This window comes from Caballeronia sp. LZ029, from assembly GCF_031451275.1.
Lineage (GTDB): Bacteria > Pseudomonadota > Gammaproteobacteria > Burkholderiales > Burkholderiaceae > Caballeronia > Caballeronia jiangsuensis.
Genome location: NZ_JARUXO010000004.1, coordinates 1,322,843 through 1,336,413, shown reverse-complemented (window position 1 = coordinate 1,336,413; position 13,571 = coordinate 1,322,843). Strand labels below are relative to the sequence as shown.

The 13,571-nt window shown below is 57.1% G+C and carries 16 protein-coding genes; 3 read left to right on the top strand and 13 right to left on the bottom strand.

Going from position 1 to position 13,571, the window contains the following annotated elements; translation table 11 throughout:
- Window positions 1-1,526 precede the first annotated feature (1,526 nt).
- From QCE73_RS32125 to QCE73_RS32115, 3 genes are all read right to left on the bottom strand, one after another.
- The gene (locus QCE73_RS32125; protein ID WP_035503939.1) at window positions 1,527-2,039 is read right to left on the bottom strand and encodes a low affinity iron permease family protein; all 513 of its coding nucleotides are present in this window, start codon (window positions 2,037-2,039) and stop codon (window positions 1,527-1,529) included.
- 276 nt (window positions 2,040-2,315) lie between these two features.
- Window positions 2,316-2,729: a hypothetical protein gene (locus QCE73_RS32120; RefSeq protein ID WP_309885057.1), complete on the bottom strand. Its 414-nt coding sequence runs from the start codon at window positions 2,727-2,729 to the stop codon at window positions 2,316-2,318.
- A gap of 364 nt (window positions 2,730-3,093) precedes the next feature.
- Window positions 3,094-3,474, bottom strand: coding sequence for a hypothetical protein (locus QCE73_RS32115; RefSeq protein WP_051626952.1), 381 nt, complete (start codon window positions 3,472-3,474; stop codon window positions 3,094-3,096).
- Between the two features lie 951 nt (window positions 3,475-4,425).
- Here QCE73_RS32115 and QCE73_RS32110 point away from each other — a divergent pair.
- Window positions 4,426-4,902, top strand: coding sequence for a GNAT family N-acetyltransferase (locus QCE73_RS32110; RefSeq protein ID WP_035503943.1), 477 nt, complete (start codon window positions 4,426-4,428; stop codon window positions 4,900-4,902).
- 94 nt (window positions 4,903-4,996) lie between these two features.
- Here QCE73_RS32110 and QCE73_RS32105 read toward each other — a convergent pair whose 3' ends face one another.
- From QCE73_RS32105 to QCE73_RS32085, 5 genes are all read right to left on the bottom strand, one after another.
- Complete coding sequence (locus tag QCE73_RS32105; protein WP_051626953.1) at window positions 4,997-5,449, bottom strand: DUF421 domain-containing protein; 453 nt, start codon at window positions 5,447-5,449, stop codon at window positions 4,997-4,999.
- A 125-nt stretch (window positions 5,450-5,574) separates the two neighbouring features.
- On the bottom strand, window positions 5,575-6,168 hold the full coding sequence (locus QCE73_RS32100; RefSeq protein WP_035503946.1) for a ParB-like protein: 594 nt from the start codon (window positions 6,166-6,168) through the stop codon (window positions 5,575-5,577).
- A gap of 724 nt (window positions 6,169-6,892) precedes the next feature.
- The gene (locus tag QCE73_RS32095; RefSeq protein WP_035503948.1) at window positions 6,893-7,123 is read right to left on the bottom strand and encodes a hypothetical protein; all 231 of its coding nucleotides are present in this window, start codon (window positions 7,121-7,123) and stop codon (window positions 6,893-6,895) included.
- The gene (gene hfq / locus QCE73_RS32090; RefSeq protein WP_309885056.1) at window positions 7,120-7,461 is read right to left on the bottom strand and encodes an RNA chaperone Hfq; all 342 of its coding nucleotides are present in this window, start codon (window positions 7,459-7,461) and stop codon (window positions 7,120-7,122) included. The genes QCE73_RS32095 and hfq overlap by 4 nt, the downstream gene beginning before the upstream one ends.
- Window positions 7,462-7,550: 89 nt before the next feature.
- Window positions 7,551-7,826: a hypothetical protein gene (locus QCE73_RS32085; RefSeq protein WP_309885055.1), complete on the bottom strand. Its 276-nt coding sequence runs from the start codon at window positions 7,824-7,826 to the stop codon at window positions 7,551-7,553.
- Between the two features lie 423 nt (window positions 7,827-8,249).
- Here QCE73_RS32085 and QCE73_RS39470 point away from each other — a divergent pair, with 423 nt between their 5' ends.
- The gene (locus QCE73_RS39470; RefSeq protein ID WP_075583878.1) at window positions 8,250-8,639 is read left to right on the top strand and encodes a DUF2934 domain-containing protein; all 390 of its coding nucleotides are present in this window, start codon (window positions 8,250-8,252) and stop codon (window positions 8,637-8,639) included.
- A 342-nt stretch (window positions 8,640-8,981) separates the two neighbouring features.
- Here the strand turns inward: QCE73_RS39470 and QCE73_RS39465 are convergent, their stop codons facing one another.
- Complete coding sequence (locus QCE73_RS39465; protein ID WP_404978679.1) at window positions 8,982-9,176, bottom strand: DUF995 domain-containing protein; 195 nt, start codon at window positions 9,174-9,176, stop codon at window positions 8,982-8,984.
- A 146-nt stretch (window positions 9,177-9,322) separates the two neighbouring features.
- Between QCE73_RS39465 and QCE73_RS32080 the strand changes: the two genes are divergently transcribed.
- Window positions 9,323-9,601, top strand: a complete 279-nt coding sequence (locus QCE73_RS32080; RefSeq protein WP_035503950.1) for a hypothetical protein — start codon at window positions 9,323-9,325, stop codon at window positions 9,599-9,601.
- A gap of 63 nt (window positions 9,602-9,664) precedes the next feature.
- Here the strand turns inward: QCE73_RS32080 and QCE73_RS32075 are convergent, their stop codons facing one another.
- From QCE73_RS32075 to QCE73_RS32060, 4 genes are all read right to left on the bottom strand, one after another.
- Window positions 9,665-10,474 (bottom strand): H-NS family nucleoid-associated regulatory protein, encoded by an 810-nt coding sequence (locus tag QCE73_RS32075; RefSeq protein WP_309885054.1) that lies wholly within the window; start codon window positions 10,472-10,474, stop codon window positions 9,665-9,667.
- Window positions 10,475-10,748: 274 nt separating this feature from the next.
- Window positions 10,749-11,072, bottom strand: coding sequence for a hypothetical protein (locus QCE73_RS32070; RefSeq protein WP_035503952.1), 324 nt, complete (start codon window positions 11,070-11,072; stop codon window positions 10,749-10,751).
- 750 nt (window positions 11,073-11,822) lie between these two features.
- The gene (locus tag QCE73_RS32065) at window positions 11,823-12,194 is read right to left on the bottom strand and encodes a response regulator (protein ID WP_062255571.1); all 372 of its coding nucleotides are present in this window, start codon (window positions 12,192-12,194) and stop codon (window positions 11,823-11,825) included.
- A gap of 740 nt (window positions 12,195-12,934) precedes the next feature.
- Entirely contained in the window at window positions 12,935-13,273 is a 339-nt protein-coding gene (locus tag QCE73_RS32060; protein WP_238295079.1) for a hypothetical protein, read from the bottom strand.
- Window positions 13,274-13,571 lie beyond the last annotated feature (298 nt).

Sequence of the window (13,571 nt, the reverse complement as noted above, 5' to 3'; positions counted from 1 at the left end):
ATCAACCCCGGTGTTGCCAAAGCATGGGCTACCCGTTCGCGCCAGTAATCGAGAGCGAAAACGAAACGACTCCGCGGTCCGCTCAAGACACTTTGCAGATGTTCGATTTCTCGGTCGACGAGCATTATTTGGACGGGCCTGTTGGTCCGCCTCTCCGACCCTGCTTTCCGGCTCGTCATAAGGTCCCCGCGCCCTTTGAGTGGTTTGAATTCTGGGCTTACTCAATCTTTAGGCAGACAGCTTACTTGCTTTTTCTGACCTCGTTGCGTCCTAACGTGTGCAGACCGAACATTGGCGTCGAAACGAGGCTTCACTAGCTGATGCCTTCTGTACCCTCGGGCCGTCAATTCCCGAGCATAGAGGCGCTTTGTCGACCGAGGCGTTTCTCGCAACGTGAGCCTCTTCAACTTCCCAATAGACACCGGTGGCATTCGCCGCTGCTTAAACGTTTGAAGAGTCGTTAACGGATTAGGGTTTCAGCGCGGCTCGATGCGAGCGACGCACATCGAACGAGATAGTTGTGCGTCGTCGACGCCGTTATGTCGTGGCGCCCGAGTCGTCCGCGACCACGGCAACGCTCTGCTAATCGATGAACGGTATGTCATCGACAAACGCATCTTCCCCTCTCTCCTTTTGGCGATATCGATGGACGCGACCGCGCTTAGGTTATTGTGCTTCTTCACTCACATCTTATTAGCGTTACCCAGCAATGCTACGCGCCTGAAGTTCAACAAGGTCCGTAGACTCTCCTCGAGCGCTGTCAATAGGTCTTGAGACCTTGAGGGGTCAATCGCGTGGCCGCTCGTTACGCGTCCGCGTTGCTCATCAATCAGGAGCTTGGTCTCGTTGATATGAGCCTCAAGTTTTACGAGACGCCGCAATTGCTTTTCGTCAGATGTCATGGCCCGGGTTTCACGCTTTGTTGGTTCTTTAATTATGGCCCCTGCGTAGCCTCGGGTTGGCGCCATGTCGCGTACGAAAGGGTGGCTAAAAGAAGTTGAGGGACGTAATAGTGCCGAATTTGTCCATGTCGAAATGATGCCGGGAATATCTCTTACGTCATGTTGGACGTAGGTAGTGAGCACATCGCCAATGCGGTGCGATGCTCACTCGCGGTGCCTTCTTAGGTATGACAGGCACGCTCCGCGCTGGCCGAGAATGCGCTCATCCCAGACAGGGACCCAGACATGCTGAAGGGTCGACGCGACGACGGTCTCCTTCGAGAGCGAGTCCGGCCTTGACAAGGACCGTTCACCGGCGATGGACGGTATCGCCCTGGGCTCTTCGCTGCACGAATACCACAACCGCAGCCTTGACCGTCGCCGGTCGCGAGGCCTTCACATGGAGTTCAGAGCCGCTCAACACTTGACAACGATAACCTCAGCAGCACGTCACAACCGCCCTCGCGAAGACGGATTGCGCCGTTGCAGAGTTGCACCGTGTGAGGCTGGCTGCTCTTTTGCTGCCGCTCATTCCGGGCAACCGTATCCAGGCAGGCGCACAACTCGCGTTGACGTGCGGAATCTTTAGATTTTTCGAGCTTGCGTCTCTGTAATTGGCCGCTCTTCGGACAACGAGGCTGGGGTAGTCTCTGACGGTCTCGTTGATAGTCGAAGATACGCGGCCGCAAGCCGTCGCAGTTCTTCTTCCGAGGCATCCTCTATCCCAATAAGTTGATTGCTTGCGGCGCGATGCGATGACAGCAACTCGTTCAACTTGAGGTGGAGCGCGACACTATCCTTGTTCTGGCTCTGTTGAATCAAGAAAACCATGAGAAAAGTGACGACCGTTGTGCCGGTGTTAATGACAAGTTGCCAGCCATCTGAGTAATGAAACATCGGTCCCGTCACGACCCAAGCGACTACTGTGAGAACGGCGAGACAAAACGCTGCTGGTGAACCCGCCCATCGCGTGACCAAGCTGGCGAATTTGTCGAAGGCGCGAGTTAATGGGTGCTGGCTCGCGTAAGCCGGGCTTGAGGTGTCTGGAACGGTGTCAAGCTCATCAGTAGATGAGCTAGAAACATTGTGCTCCTTCATCGTCAACTCCCGAAATCATTTTCTCACCACGCCGCAACAGACATGCCAGTCGGTATCTCGTAAGCGCATGGGCACCATGGGCCGGCGTCTGTAACGAGAGTGATTCTGATATCTCTTTGCGGCCTGTCCGACTTCTTGCTGCGTCCGTTAGATGGTCCTGGTCGTTCGCACTGAGCGCCTCGGAGAAGCGCAGCAGTTCTCGGCGAAGTCACGCTCGCGAGAGTCGACAAGTTAAGCCGAAAATACTCTGGATAATCTTGCGATAGTTCCGGGAGACTACTGCTCTTTCGGCTGGCTAAGGTGCTTGAAAAGTCGGTTGGCGGTTGCAAGCTGGGCGTCGCGCACAAGGAGGCGAGGCGCACTGCGCAACTGTGCGTCATAGACAACCAGCGCATCGCGCAACGACTCATAATCGGCCCCAGTTGCTTCACAATCGATGTTTGATTTTGCGTCTCCGTCTAGCCGTACCAGCGCAGCGTGCGCCTCTCGAATGGATGCAAGCCGCGCTTTTTGAAATCCCGCGATGCATAGCTCTTCTGATACCAAGAGCTGCTGGCACAACAGGGTGAGTAGAGTACCGGTTCCTCGCCCGCGATACAGCGCGTCCAGCGCAATCCAGCTCTTCAGTGCGAGAAGGTTTGCACTGTTGGCATCTCCTGCTTGAAGAAGTGTGCCGAGCAATGGAGACATTGACCTTCGTACAGGTTTTCGTGAGCTCGATTTATTGCTCATTTTGATAAGGAATAGACGGTAGAACGCGGGAAGAGCGTCAAGCAATGGGATTCGACGTGCCGGCACACAAGCGCCATGCTTATTCAGGGATGATGCGGCACTTGAACGCACACTTCGGAGCGCGGCGGCTCTTAAGCTTACGTGCAGATTGGCCCTGAAGACTTTCGCTTTTCAATCGAAATCTACTTCCGTGCGCTTCATCGAGCAATTCCAGCAGCGCACGGCGGAGACTCGGCGCACCGACATGCGGCTTTTCGGTGAGATAGGAGACGGGACTAGCCTAGAGGTCGTAGCTTAAAGATAACGGTGCACACAACCGTTGCTACTCTGCCTCCAATTTGCATCCGTCGCGGCCGATGCTTGCACAACGATGCGCAAGGTCGATTTCTGTACGCCGCGCGACGAGCCAAGGGATGCCTGCGTACCCCACTAAAGGGCGCTTAACACGGTATTCGAATAGTGCTGGTCCGACTTGCTTGAAGAGCACCGCGTCGGTCGTATGCTGCTCGGCGTAGTCAGCGGTCACCAAGCCCAGCTCTTTCGCGCCGCTCATCGAAAACGAACCGTCGGCAGCCGATTGGAAGCTGATATTCGACAGTGCGCAGTAGCCAATCGAAATAGCGATGACCGGTTTTGCAACCAGGCCGGCGTAGGCGCGAAGCCCACTTGTTCCTCGATTCCAACTCACAGAAGCATCAAGCATCAAAGAGTGCAACCTAAGTATTTACCCTAACAAGAAGATACTATGTCCAGCCATTGTCGACAAGATAAAAGAAGCCCGCGGCGCACTTTTTTTCACGGCTCTGGTAAAAGCGACTTGGCTGAGCGGTGCTGTTGCCGCTGCACTTGCGACTCATAGGAAGCGTCCTGCCTTGACCCGCCTGTGTTTGCGCCGACCGCACATGGCTCGCGCGATGCGGCTGCCCGGCGCTGCGCTGAGCGTGACCGCCGAATCGACTGATGAATGACAGTGACAAACAGCGAAAGCGAGCTGCGCTTGTTGCGTCGCACAAATTTTGCTACTTTCCCGGGATGTCGAATTAAGCGCCGTTCGCTGGTGCAATTGGAGCAAAGCATGCACGACGCAGAAGTCGCTGCGACGCTGCTGAATAGGTGGCAACGAAGCAATCGGTCCGATGGTTCTACTTCGGCCGTCGACCTTCTACGAGAAGGAGGACTCTCCTTCAAACGTTATGCTGGTGTGTGCACGGATACATCAGACGAGTTCATCGACGGCGTCGAGATTGAATGCCTCACTTTCAGCGACGGCTCACGGGCTTTGCGCATGAAGCCCCGGGGGGCAATAGACAGTTCGATAGGATGGGCCTCCGTCGCTCCTTCGCATCACCATGACGACGAGGCTAGGCACGAGACGGACACCGGCGCCTCATTTGCTCTGACCTACAGCGACCCAATGTAATTTCGGAATAAAGCTGCGACCTCACCGAAACAGCGGCGGCGCAGGTTCACCTGCTTACTGCAAAAAATTGCGGACGCTCCGAGACAGGGCGAACCGCGAGTGAGCTAACGAGGCTAGCGCTTGACGCGACGGCAGACGGCCGTGATACGAGTCGGCGCTCGGGAACCCGCAATCGCCAACGAGCCGGCTTGGCCTCCGACTTGCTGTGGTCGAGAGGACTTCAGGGAGAGGCGAATGACTCACTCATCCATTGCGGTAACCATCAAGCGCGAGGACCCGGCGTCGCATGACGGACAAGTCTTGCTTGATGAGCTTAGTGCCATGCTAACGGTGTTTTCGGGCGACGGAGGGCAGTCGCGATTCCACATCGCCGACTTTCGGTCGTCGAACGGCATGTTCTATGTTGCTCGTAGCACGCTTGGAGAACCTCTTGGATGCGGAGCGTTCTGGCATTTCGACACGCGCACAGCAGAGCTTAAAAGAATTTACAGTCGGCCAGGTGCGTCTGGTGTCGGCAAAGCTATTCTCGAGCAGCTAGAGGTCGACGCGGCAGCCTCGGGCTACAGAAGATTGGTGCTGGAGACGCGCGCGGTGAACAAGCGCGCGATTCGATTTTATGAGCGCAATGGGTTCACGCCAATCCAGCGATATGGAGCGTATATGGGGCAGCCTGACGCATGTTGTTTCGAGAAGATGGTTGTCCCGAGGTAGGTCGTCGGTGCAGCTTGCGTCGGTCAACTGACGGCTGACGACGCGCGAGAACTCGTGAGCGAAGCGCGCGTCACGCTTATAAGCCGAACGGTCCTCATGCGCCACTCGGGTTCTTCGACTTGCGTAGGAGGCTCACCTGTCCGTTGCGCTCAAGAATGGCCGCCTCAACGTCCTCGAGTCCGGCTGTATGCAGTTCTTGTCTCGCGGTCTCGAAGACATCGGTCTTCGTGATGAGCGCAGCCGACATTTCGCTATCGTTGAACTTGCCGTTTTTGAAGACCTCCCTCTCTGCGCCGACCAAGAAGCGCTCTAACTTCGGCGAACGCACGCATGCCCATGCAAGCACGCGATGTATCAGCACTATAGCGAGCGAAGCACACACGGTCGGGATGGCAGGCGAAGCGCCGACGATGACACGGCTCAAGGTCGCGCCGAGCAGAATCGCGACAACATAGTCGAAAGGCGAACGCTGTCCAAATGAACGCCGTCCCGCGATGCGGATAAAAATCAGAGCCCCGAAGAAGACTGCAAGCGCGCGTGCCGACATTTGAAGGGCGTCGAGGTCGCGCCCTTCGCCGTAAAGTGATAAGCAGACTCATCCGTTCCTCCCAGTCGACAAGCGCTGGCGGAGCGCACTGTCGAGTATGCCCTTTCATTGCCGTGCAAGCCGAGTCAGCTAACGGGCCCCCGATAGCCTGGAAGCCCTAGAGCGCTTTTGCTCTTCGCCAGGTCCACCGCCTTTTGAATGAGCGAATTGAACTCCTCGTCGCTGTGAGGGAGCGGAAGTTGATGCCGGAAGAAGTCGGCCCATCTGAATTCCTCGAGAGGAACTGAAGTCTTCTCATAGCCTCCGGCGTCGCGCACCGACGCTGATAGACTGCGAAATTCATCGTCTTCAAGGTCCCAAATGTGCTCGGGCATTGCGGAAAAAGTAACGCGCTGTCCAAGGGCGTTGTATGGATAGGTCCAGCGGTTGTTCTCAAGAGTAAGCCAGAACTCCGCCAGCGATAGGCTCGAAAGGTCTTGGACAAGAATGACCGGCGCGCTCTTCACTTTGACCTGCCAGAGCGCGGCGGCAACGTGATGATGGTCGATGACAAAAGGCACTTCATCCGGACCATACACGACAGGAATCGGCTTCTCTGTGATGGCCATGTCCAAGTCATGACCTTTCAACTGCGCGTAAGCTTCGGTTTTTTGGCGAACTTCACGCAGACCATGCGTGAGTTGTGTCGGGCGGAGTCGGTCGATTTTCAGCATTTTCATTTTCTCCTCCAGTCTCTGAGGCGCGGCGATTCGTGACGCCCGTCCAGAACATCACCGTGGTCCTCGAAGGTGTCACGCAAAGTTTGCGCCCAGAGAGAAATAGCCGACGGTCGGACGCCTCATTGGAAAGCCCGCCGTTTCCAACGTGTTTGTTGGGGAGCAATTCAGAGGTTTCGCCAACAACTGCGGCTCGCCAGTTGACGGAACAGAAGCGGGCGTGAAGTTCGCTTTGCAGGAACTCGTGCCGCCATGGGAGATGGGACCGCTGTTTTCCGTGGTTGAAGTTTCGAAGCCGTCGAAAGTCAAGCACGTCAATCTCCCAAGACTTCTTTCAGCATCCACGCCTATCCGCGCGTTGCTGGATTCCCCCCAGCACGCAGTGACGCCACATCCCCGTTACTAACTCGCTAGACGTCAGTATTGGCCGTAGAAAACGAGCAACAGCGATAGGAGGACTTTAAGAAGAGCGTAGCCGGCGAGCCCGAAAACGACCGCGCCTACCAGCGTCAAGACGAGAGCAACGAGTCGGTCGGTCATCGATACCTTCATATTTCTTCCCTCCGCGCCTCTCATCACATTCGAAGGCGCACATGTCCGTCGCTCCCGAGAGTGGTCGCTACTGTATAGCTGGTGCTTGCAAGTCTCTGCGCACCCGAGCGAAAGCCGTCTTCTGTCAGCGCTGAGATTACTGCGGACCAACGACTCAGACCAAGTACTCCGACGGTCATTCGCCGTTCGGCTCTCTCAGGCGCTCGATGCGCAGGTATCGCCTTACGGCTTCGAAGGCGGTGACAGGAGAAGACTGTTCAGCGATTCCAAACTTCAGCGCTGGGTCACGTTTGGTCGCTTTCTCGATTGCGTGTCGAGCAGTGTCTCGCTCGACGTCGGGCGGAAGGACGAGCGCGGCCCCGTTCGGCAGTCGAAGCAGAAGTTCGCAAATTTCGTCTGTGTTCACGGCTGGCCTCCGGGCGAACGCCGTCTCGGTCGGTCCGTGGGAACGCGCGTCGGAGAGACCGGAAGAGCGTGCTGCTCGATGACTGTGGAGACCGCGTTCTTGTACACCATTTGGACGCCCGACGGAGACTGTACGGATAGTACAAACTTGTCGAACCATGCGATAACGCCCGAGAGCTTGATGCCGTTAACGAGGAACACCCAGACTGGCGTTTGGTTGGTCACCAGCGAATTCAGGAAATCGAACTGCACATTTGCTTTTCCTCGTTCCACGCTGGCCTCCTTATTCTCGAAGGCTGATATGAACTTCGCCGCTGCGAGCCGTGCCTTCTGTAGCAAAAGGTCGGGCTCCTATGACCGGAACTTCGCCCAAGACTGCTCCTGGAGTGAGGCCGGCCGGGCTACGCATAGAACGCCACGACCGGATGTCAGAACTCGGAGGAATCCGCATCATCCGCCCATGGACTGTCATTCGGCAGGCCAGGCGGACGAGGCGGTCGAGTAGTGTCTACGCCGGCCATCTGCAAGACTTCATCAATATGACGCAGCTCGTGGCTGAAGTCGAGCGGCCACGTGGAGCAGTTCTCATCGTCGCCGATGACGGTCACCCCGTGATAAATCGTGAGTGCATAGCGCGCGAGAAGCAATGCGTCAACGAACCCGGCTTCTCGTTCAGCCTGTTTGAGGAATGTGTTGGCTTTCATGGAGGCACCTCCGGTCGTCAACATTCTGCAAATGGCGCGCCCGAATCTACTTGCCGTTTCTTGGAGAAGTTGCCGCTCGCAAATCCGCGATAGGGGTTTATACTTAATTCGTCTCCTCCATGTCTCCGATATGGATTCAGCCCGCCAATCAGCGGGCTTCTTTATTGGTCTTTTGTCTGCCCCCGCGAGCCCGGAGCCATCAGGCCTTCCTACTCGCAGCGTGGGGTATTGGGCGGAAAGAGAAGCGCCGCGCTTAGCGCCCGCGTGTCGTCGGGTCGAGCATGAGCGGGGAATCCGAGACGCAGGACTATTCCAAAACGTGCCTGTCCGCTAAGCTCGGTCATTGACGCGCGCCAACCGACTCACGTCTGTTCAGTTCCGCCTTCCCTGGCTCGCCGCCAGTTCATTTTCGAAGGAACGACTATGCATCCAACTCCGGCAGAAGAAAGCATCCGACATCTTGCATACCTCCTCTGGGAAGCAGACGGCCGACCCCACGGCCGCGACGAACATTACTGGCATTTGGCGTCAACTCGTCTTCGACACGAGACAACTCCAGTGACCTCGTCTGTTGCTGCATCGGATGCACCTCCTACCAAGACGGAAAAGGCGCCGAGGAAGAAAGCTGTGCCGAGGGAAGGAACCAGCCAAAGTGCAGTGAAGGCCAGCAAGAAAACGTCGGACGGGAAGACGAAGAACTCGAGAGAAGCGGCTCACAGTCTGGCGTCGAGAAAAGAAGGCGGTGCGAAAGCCCAGGTGCAAGGCAAGAAGTCGCCTGGCGGGGCCGGCTCAGGCAAGCAGCGCGAGGCATAGGCGTCGAAGACCTCCAACGCAGCTCTCGACAGTCGGTTGGCGTTGAGCGTCGCAGCGCGGTTCACTCTTTGGTGGTTTGCTTGACGGCCATGTGTCGAGATGCTCGTTCGAGTCTATAGCGACCGGCGTCGTCGCGCGCGAGTCGACCGTCCTTCCTTTGTCGAGCGCGGGCGCGTCAGGGTGGGCGACCCGGCCCGTGGGTTGGCCCGACAAATCAAGTCGAGTGCACCTGCAACGAGACAATCCCAATAACGCCCGCAGTACAGAAGTTATCAAGTGCGGCGCGGCCCACGCTCTGGTTCACGGGTGCTCTTTGAGCTATCCGCAAGCGCGGCGCCCCGCTCACTGCGATGCATGGAGGCGGTGCAAGTTTCCTTCTGAATCCATGTAGACTAGCGAACACCAATGAGCGGTACCGCCAGCTTTGGAGGTCCAGTCCTCCTCCAAACAGTACTTCCCGTCATCCGTAATGGACCATCTGCCGGTTGCTTTGCTGACAGTCGCAGCCTTCGCGTCGGGGCGCGGATTCCGGAGAATTGCCTGAGCCGTCCGGGATTGTTCACCCAGCGTTGAACGGCGTCATACTGTCGGTTTACTGTAAAGGTGAATTCTGCACTGCAGAGTATTGTAGTTCGGCATCCGTTATCGTGACGGAATGCACACTGAACCGGGGCGAGTTGCCTGTGTCGCAGGAACTGCTGGACCGCCTGCCTCGACTGTCAGACTGGTACAACATCAATGACGACTTCTGGCCTGAGCCGGAACGCAATAACAAATTGGATTGGCCTGCAACGATGCGTGGCTTCGGAACCTCGCAGAAGGGGCAGGGTGAAGACGTCATCGATGAGGTTGCTGTTTGTGTGCTGAAAGTCGGTGTAGCTGACGCCGCAACCGGCGTCCGAGCCGCCATGCTCCCAGAAAGCCGCACGCGCGGCGTCGACGGCGACACCGCGACGCGATAGAAACGCGGCTCAGGTCCACCTATGGCCGGCCCAAATGGCTGACGCCACACATTGACCCTGGTCTCACGCCGAAAAAACGATAGTCGCGGCTTCAGCCGGCGGCGCCGTCGTCGTAGAGGTGACGGTTCGGGAAGTCGACTTGCGAGCAGAAGCCTTCTTTGCAGCGAGGGATGACTTTGCCGGAGCCTTCGTCGCAGCCTTCTTGACGCCTGCTGGCTTTTTCGACGTCGCGACCTTCTTGGCACCAACCTTCTTGCTCGCAGCGCTGGCTTTCGATGTGGCCTTCAACTTGGTCGACTTGCTCGTCGCGGGCGAATCCGACGAGGCGGCAGGAGCACTCTCAATCAGGAACTTGGTCCGGTCCTTGGCAGAGGCCAGCCACGCAGGTGCGGGACCGCGACCGCTCCATGTCAGCCCGGACTTGGGGTCCCGGTATTTTGCAGGCAGCGCACCTTTTGATTGCACTTTGCTAGCGGGAGTCTTTCCGCTGGGCGCACCGACAGGTCTTCCTGTGGACGCGGTACCGACTCCGTCGATGAAGAATTTCGTCCGGTCTTTCACGTCTTTAATCCAAGCGGGCGGTCGAGCATGGCCGCTCCACGTCTCACCGGTTTTTGGATTCAAGTATTTCGCGGGCAACTTTCCTTTGGTGGCGATTGGCGCCTTGGAGCCTCGACCGACTGTAACGCGACCGTTGGCCTTGGCGTCTCTTTTTGCTTTTGCTCTGGCTTCGATGTCTGCGGTAGTAAGCCCGTGTTTGAGCATCAATTCGCGAATTTGGTCGACGGCGGCTTGTGCTTGCTTTGCAAGAATGGTCTCCGCTTGCGCCTGAAGCTTTTTCATACGGGCCTGAATGTTCTCAAGGGTAGTCATGTTCTCCTCCGTGTGGTAGCACAAGGAACTATGACACAGCATTCTTGAAAAGAGTACCGAAACACCTTTGCTTGTATCGGGAGCCCAATCAGTTTATTCCCGGGGGCGAGAGGAGATTTTTGAGGAGCGAGATACGGGAACGGGGGCGGAAGCCACAGAGAAGGGGGCGTCGGTATTCGACTTCCATAAATCGACACACGGCGAAGAAGGCTGGCGAGCTCAAAGCCGGACGCACACGCAACGGCAATCAGACCAGCCTTCTTCGTCTCAAGGATTACTTGCCGGCATCAGCCTCACACTTTTTCATAAACGACGATTTCGCAGCGCCCGCGAGTGGCTTGCCGTCTTTTCCGACCGCTTTGCTCGCACATGCAGCGGAGACATTGCTCTTGTTGCCAGCTTCGCACTTCTTGATGAAGGAGGTCTTAGCAGCGCCGGCCAGCGGTTTTCCGTTCTTATCGATTGCCTGAGCCTCACAACTCGACCCTGCGGCCATGGGCGCGGGTTTGGCGGTCGCGGCGGCAGGTGCGGACGTTTGGGCGCACGCGATTCCGACCGAGAAGCATGTTGCCACAGCGACTGCGATAATCTTGTTCATAGCGATTCTCCGGGAAAAGTAAGGCTGTGCGCCTTGCTTGATTAACGCCCGGAGAGCTGCGACGTTGACGTCAGTCCATAGGAATTGTTGTTGCAGCGCCGTATCGGCCGCTCTCTCGCGGCTCTACTCACAGCCTCAAGTGAAGCGCTGGTCGCAAAGGACAGAGCGGTTGAAAAACGCTCCTAAGGGAGCGAAGCAATGACAGGTAGGGTGTTTCCCTAGCGTCTTCGACGGTCTCTTGAAACTGCATCACAGACGCGGGGATAGAATCGTTCCATGCCCGCTATGGCAGTTTTGGCGTTCAGAAGGTGAGTCGCAACGGGTGTCTACTAAGGATTGGGAGGAGACCATGGCGCCGATGACGGCAAGCCGCTTGGTCGTGTCGATTTGTCTGGCGGCCCTCATGTCTGCGTGTACCGTCGCGCCTGGCGTGGCGACCAAGAAGCCAACCGAGGGAACCGCGAAGGTTCGCGCTGCGATAGAGAGCGCAGTCGCGTCATCAGACTCGGAGCTGACAAAAGACAGTCCGACGTCAAATGGTCGTCGGCAGACAACCATTCAATGCGACACCGTTGGAAGCATGTTCGTTTGCACGCAAGGCGAGGCAATCTGCTGGTGGAATCGTCGTACGGGATACGGCTGCAACTGACGGCAGGTTACTTTTATAAGTATGTCGCGACTAGGCTCCGGGAACGCGATGTTGCGACCCGAATCGATTCGCTGAGGAATCCGTCCCGAGGAAACTCCCTACTAAGAGCGCGGCTGCGTCCGCCCGCTACTCGCGAGCAACGACTCGAAATCGTTAAGCGAAAGAGGCTTCAAAAGTTGACCATCGAAACACGACATGTCAAAGCGTTCGTCGACGTCGTCGTGCGCCGTGAGGGAAAAGATGGACCGGGATGCGTATTTTTCTGACGCACGAAGTCGCATACACAGCTCGTGACCGTTGATGTCCGGGAGCCCGATGTCCAGAAGAATTAGCTCGAACACGCCTTCGCCGCTCGTCGCAACTAGCGCTTCTGAGGCATTGCAAGCAAGCGTGACTTGGTGCCCCCTCGAGCGCGCGATTTCGGCGAGCAAATCGGTCGTAGCGCTGTAATCGTCTACCAAGAGGAGTTTCATCTGAAGTGCTCCCAACACTCGACGCGCGGATTCGTTAAGCACCGTGGCTTGCAGTGTACTCCAGCGTCGACAACCGAATGTGCCACTTGAGCTTTGAGACTGATGTCCAATTGCCTTCCATTTCGGCCGACCTGAGTGCGTATGATGGGCGATATCTTTCAAGGTTCATCGGCACGCGCCGAGTCTCCAAGGAAGGTGCAGCGGTCACATTCCGAACGGCAATACCGTAATGGCAGCCCGGTTTCCCGTGTCTTGTACGGCGACAAAAGAGCTGTGGTCCGGCTCGCTAATGAAGACGTTAAGAACCGAATTGGAGCCAGAACCGCCGAGAAGCACACACCGACTGCGTCTATCATCGCGCGAGTAGCGGTTGGCAAGAGGGAAGACCGTTCCCTTGTCCGGACCTTCACGTGCGGTTTAGTTCAAGACCGGCGCGCGTCCGACCATCTCATTGCAAAATGCGAACTTCTCCACTACGCCGCAGCTCTCTGTCGGCTCTTGCGTTGAGGAGCGCGTCGCAAGCCGATGTTTGCTCATCGCACTTGCGAGGTTCCAAGGTGATGCCGTCGCCACGTTCGACCGTCCCGGGCTCGGCAGCAGAAGTGGGCGGCCATGAGGCCGCGATTGCTGAATGGCAGAGTCGTGTGCGGCGCTTGAATACGTACAAACTGGTCGAACTTGAATAGTGTACCGACCGGCGCGGATAGTCGCCGTTGACATAGCCGGCGACCCGTTACGGCTTACGCCGGAGTAAACACCACCGCGCCGACGTCCGAGATTAGCGTAAAGCTTCGAAAAAAGCGGTAAGTCTGGTCGTCGACCGTTATTCGGTTCAAACCCACATGGGTCCGTTTAAGCAATTCGTCCACTACACCTGCAGAAATTGTTCCGTGGTCAGTCAGTTTGCCGTCTTCGTCGGCGGGGTCACCAACTAGCACAGAACAGAGGTCGGTACCTCGGCGCATCACGACCACGCACTTGCCCTCTTCGAGAGAAATTTCCAGATATGCGGCCAGTGTGCGCAGCGACTCGGGCGTATGCCCGTCGGAGCCGGATGTCGAAGCTAAAGCGTTCCCCATCTTGCCGTCTCCGTCCAAGGATATGGGTTCAGTGCAGAAGCTTACTCCCAAGGCGAACGGATGTCGCTCTCGCCGGCGACGCTCGTCGTCGCAGTGCGTGCGTGCGCCCAGCAAGGCGCCATCTCAACGCGCGTTCGACACGTTGACCAAGGGCTCGTTCCGGCTTAACTCCGCGAAGTCCAGCTACCCCGAAATATTCGGTTTCACAACTCACAGATGCAACGTCAACAAGGCGGACAAGGGGCGCGTTGATGCAATGAACGGCACGAAGCCGTCTCATCGACTCGACGGGAGATAA

What these genes read in the sequence shown, in the direction of transcription:
- QCE73_RS32070 (WP_035503952.1), bottom strand. Translation starts at nt 11,072, where the DNA reads ATGAACAAGATTATCGCAGTCGCTGTGGCAACATGCTTCTCGGTCGGA.
- QCE73_RS39470 (WP_075583878.1), top strand. Translation starts at nt 8,250, where the DNA reads ATGCATCCAACTCCGGCAGAAGAAAGCATCCGACATCTTGCATACCTC.
- QCE73_RS32105 (WP_051626953.1), bottom strand. Translation starts at nt 5,449, where the DNA reads ATGTCGGCACGCGCGCTTGCAGTCTTCTTCGGGGCTCTGATTTTTATC.
- QCE73_RS32110 (WP_035503943.1), top strand. Translation starts at nt 4,426, where the DNA reads ATGACTCACTCATCCATTGCGGTAACCATCAAGCGCGAGGACCCGGCG.
- QCE73_RS32060 (WP_238295079.1), bottom strand. Translation starts at nt 13,273, where the DNA reads ATGGGGAACGCTTTAGCTTCGACATCCGGCTCCGACGGGCATACGCCC.
- QCE73_RS32120 (WP_309885057.1), bottom strand. Translation starts at nt 2,729, where the DNA reads ATGTCTCCATTGCTCGGCACACTTCTTCAAGCAGGAGATGCCAACAGT.
- QCE73_RS32100 (WP_035503946.1), bottom strand. Translation starts at nt 6,168, where the DNA reads ATGAAAATGCTGAAAATCGACCGACTCCGCCCGACACAACTCACGCAT.
- QCE73_RS32115 (WP_051626952.1), bottom strand. Translation starts at nt 3,474, where the DNA reads ATGCTTGATGCTTCTGTGAGTTGGAATCGAGGAACAAGTGGGCTTCGC.
- QCE73_RS32075 (WP_309885054.1), bottom strand. Translation starts at nt 10,474, where the DNA reads ATGACTACCCTTGAGAACATTCAGGCCCGTATGAAAAAGCTTCAGGCG.
- QCE73_RS32125 (WP_035503939.1), bottom strand. Translation starts at nt 2,039, where the DNA reads ATGAAGGAGCACAATGTTTCTAGCTCATCTACTGATGAGCTTGACACC.
- QCE73_RS32085 (WP_309885055.1), bottom strand. Translation starts at nt 7,826, where the DNA reads ATGAAAGCCAACACATTCCTCAAACAGGCTGAACGAGAAGCCGGGTTC.
- QCE73_RS32065 (WP_062255571.1), bottom strand. Translation starts at nt 12,194, where the DNA reads ATGAAACTCCTCTTGGTAGACGATTACAGCGCTACGACCGATTTGCTC.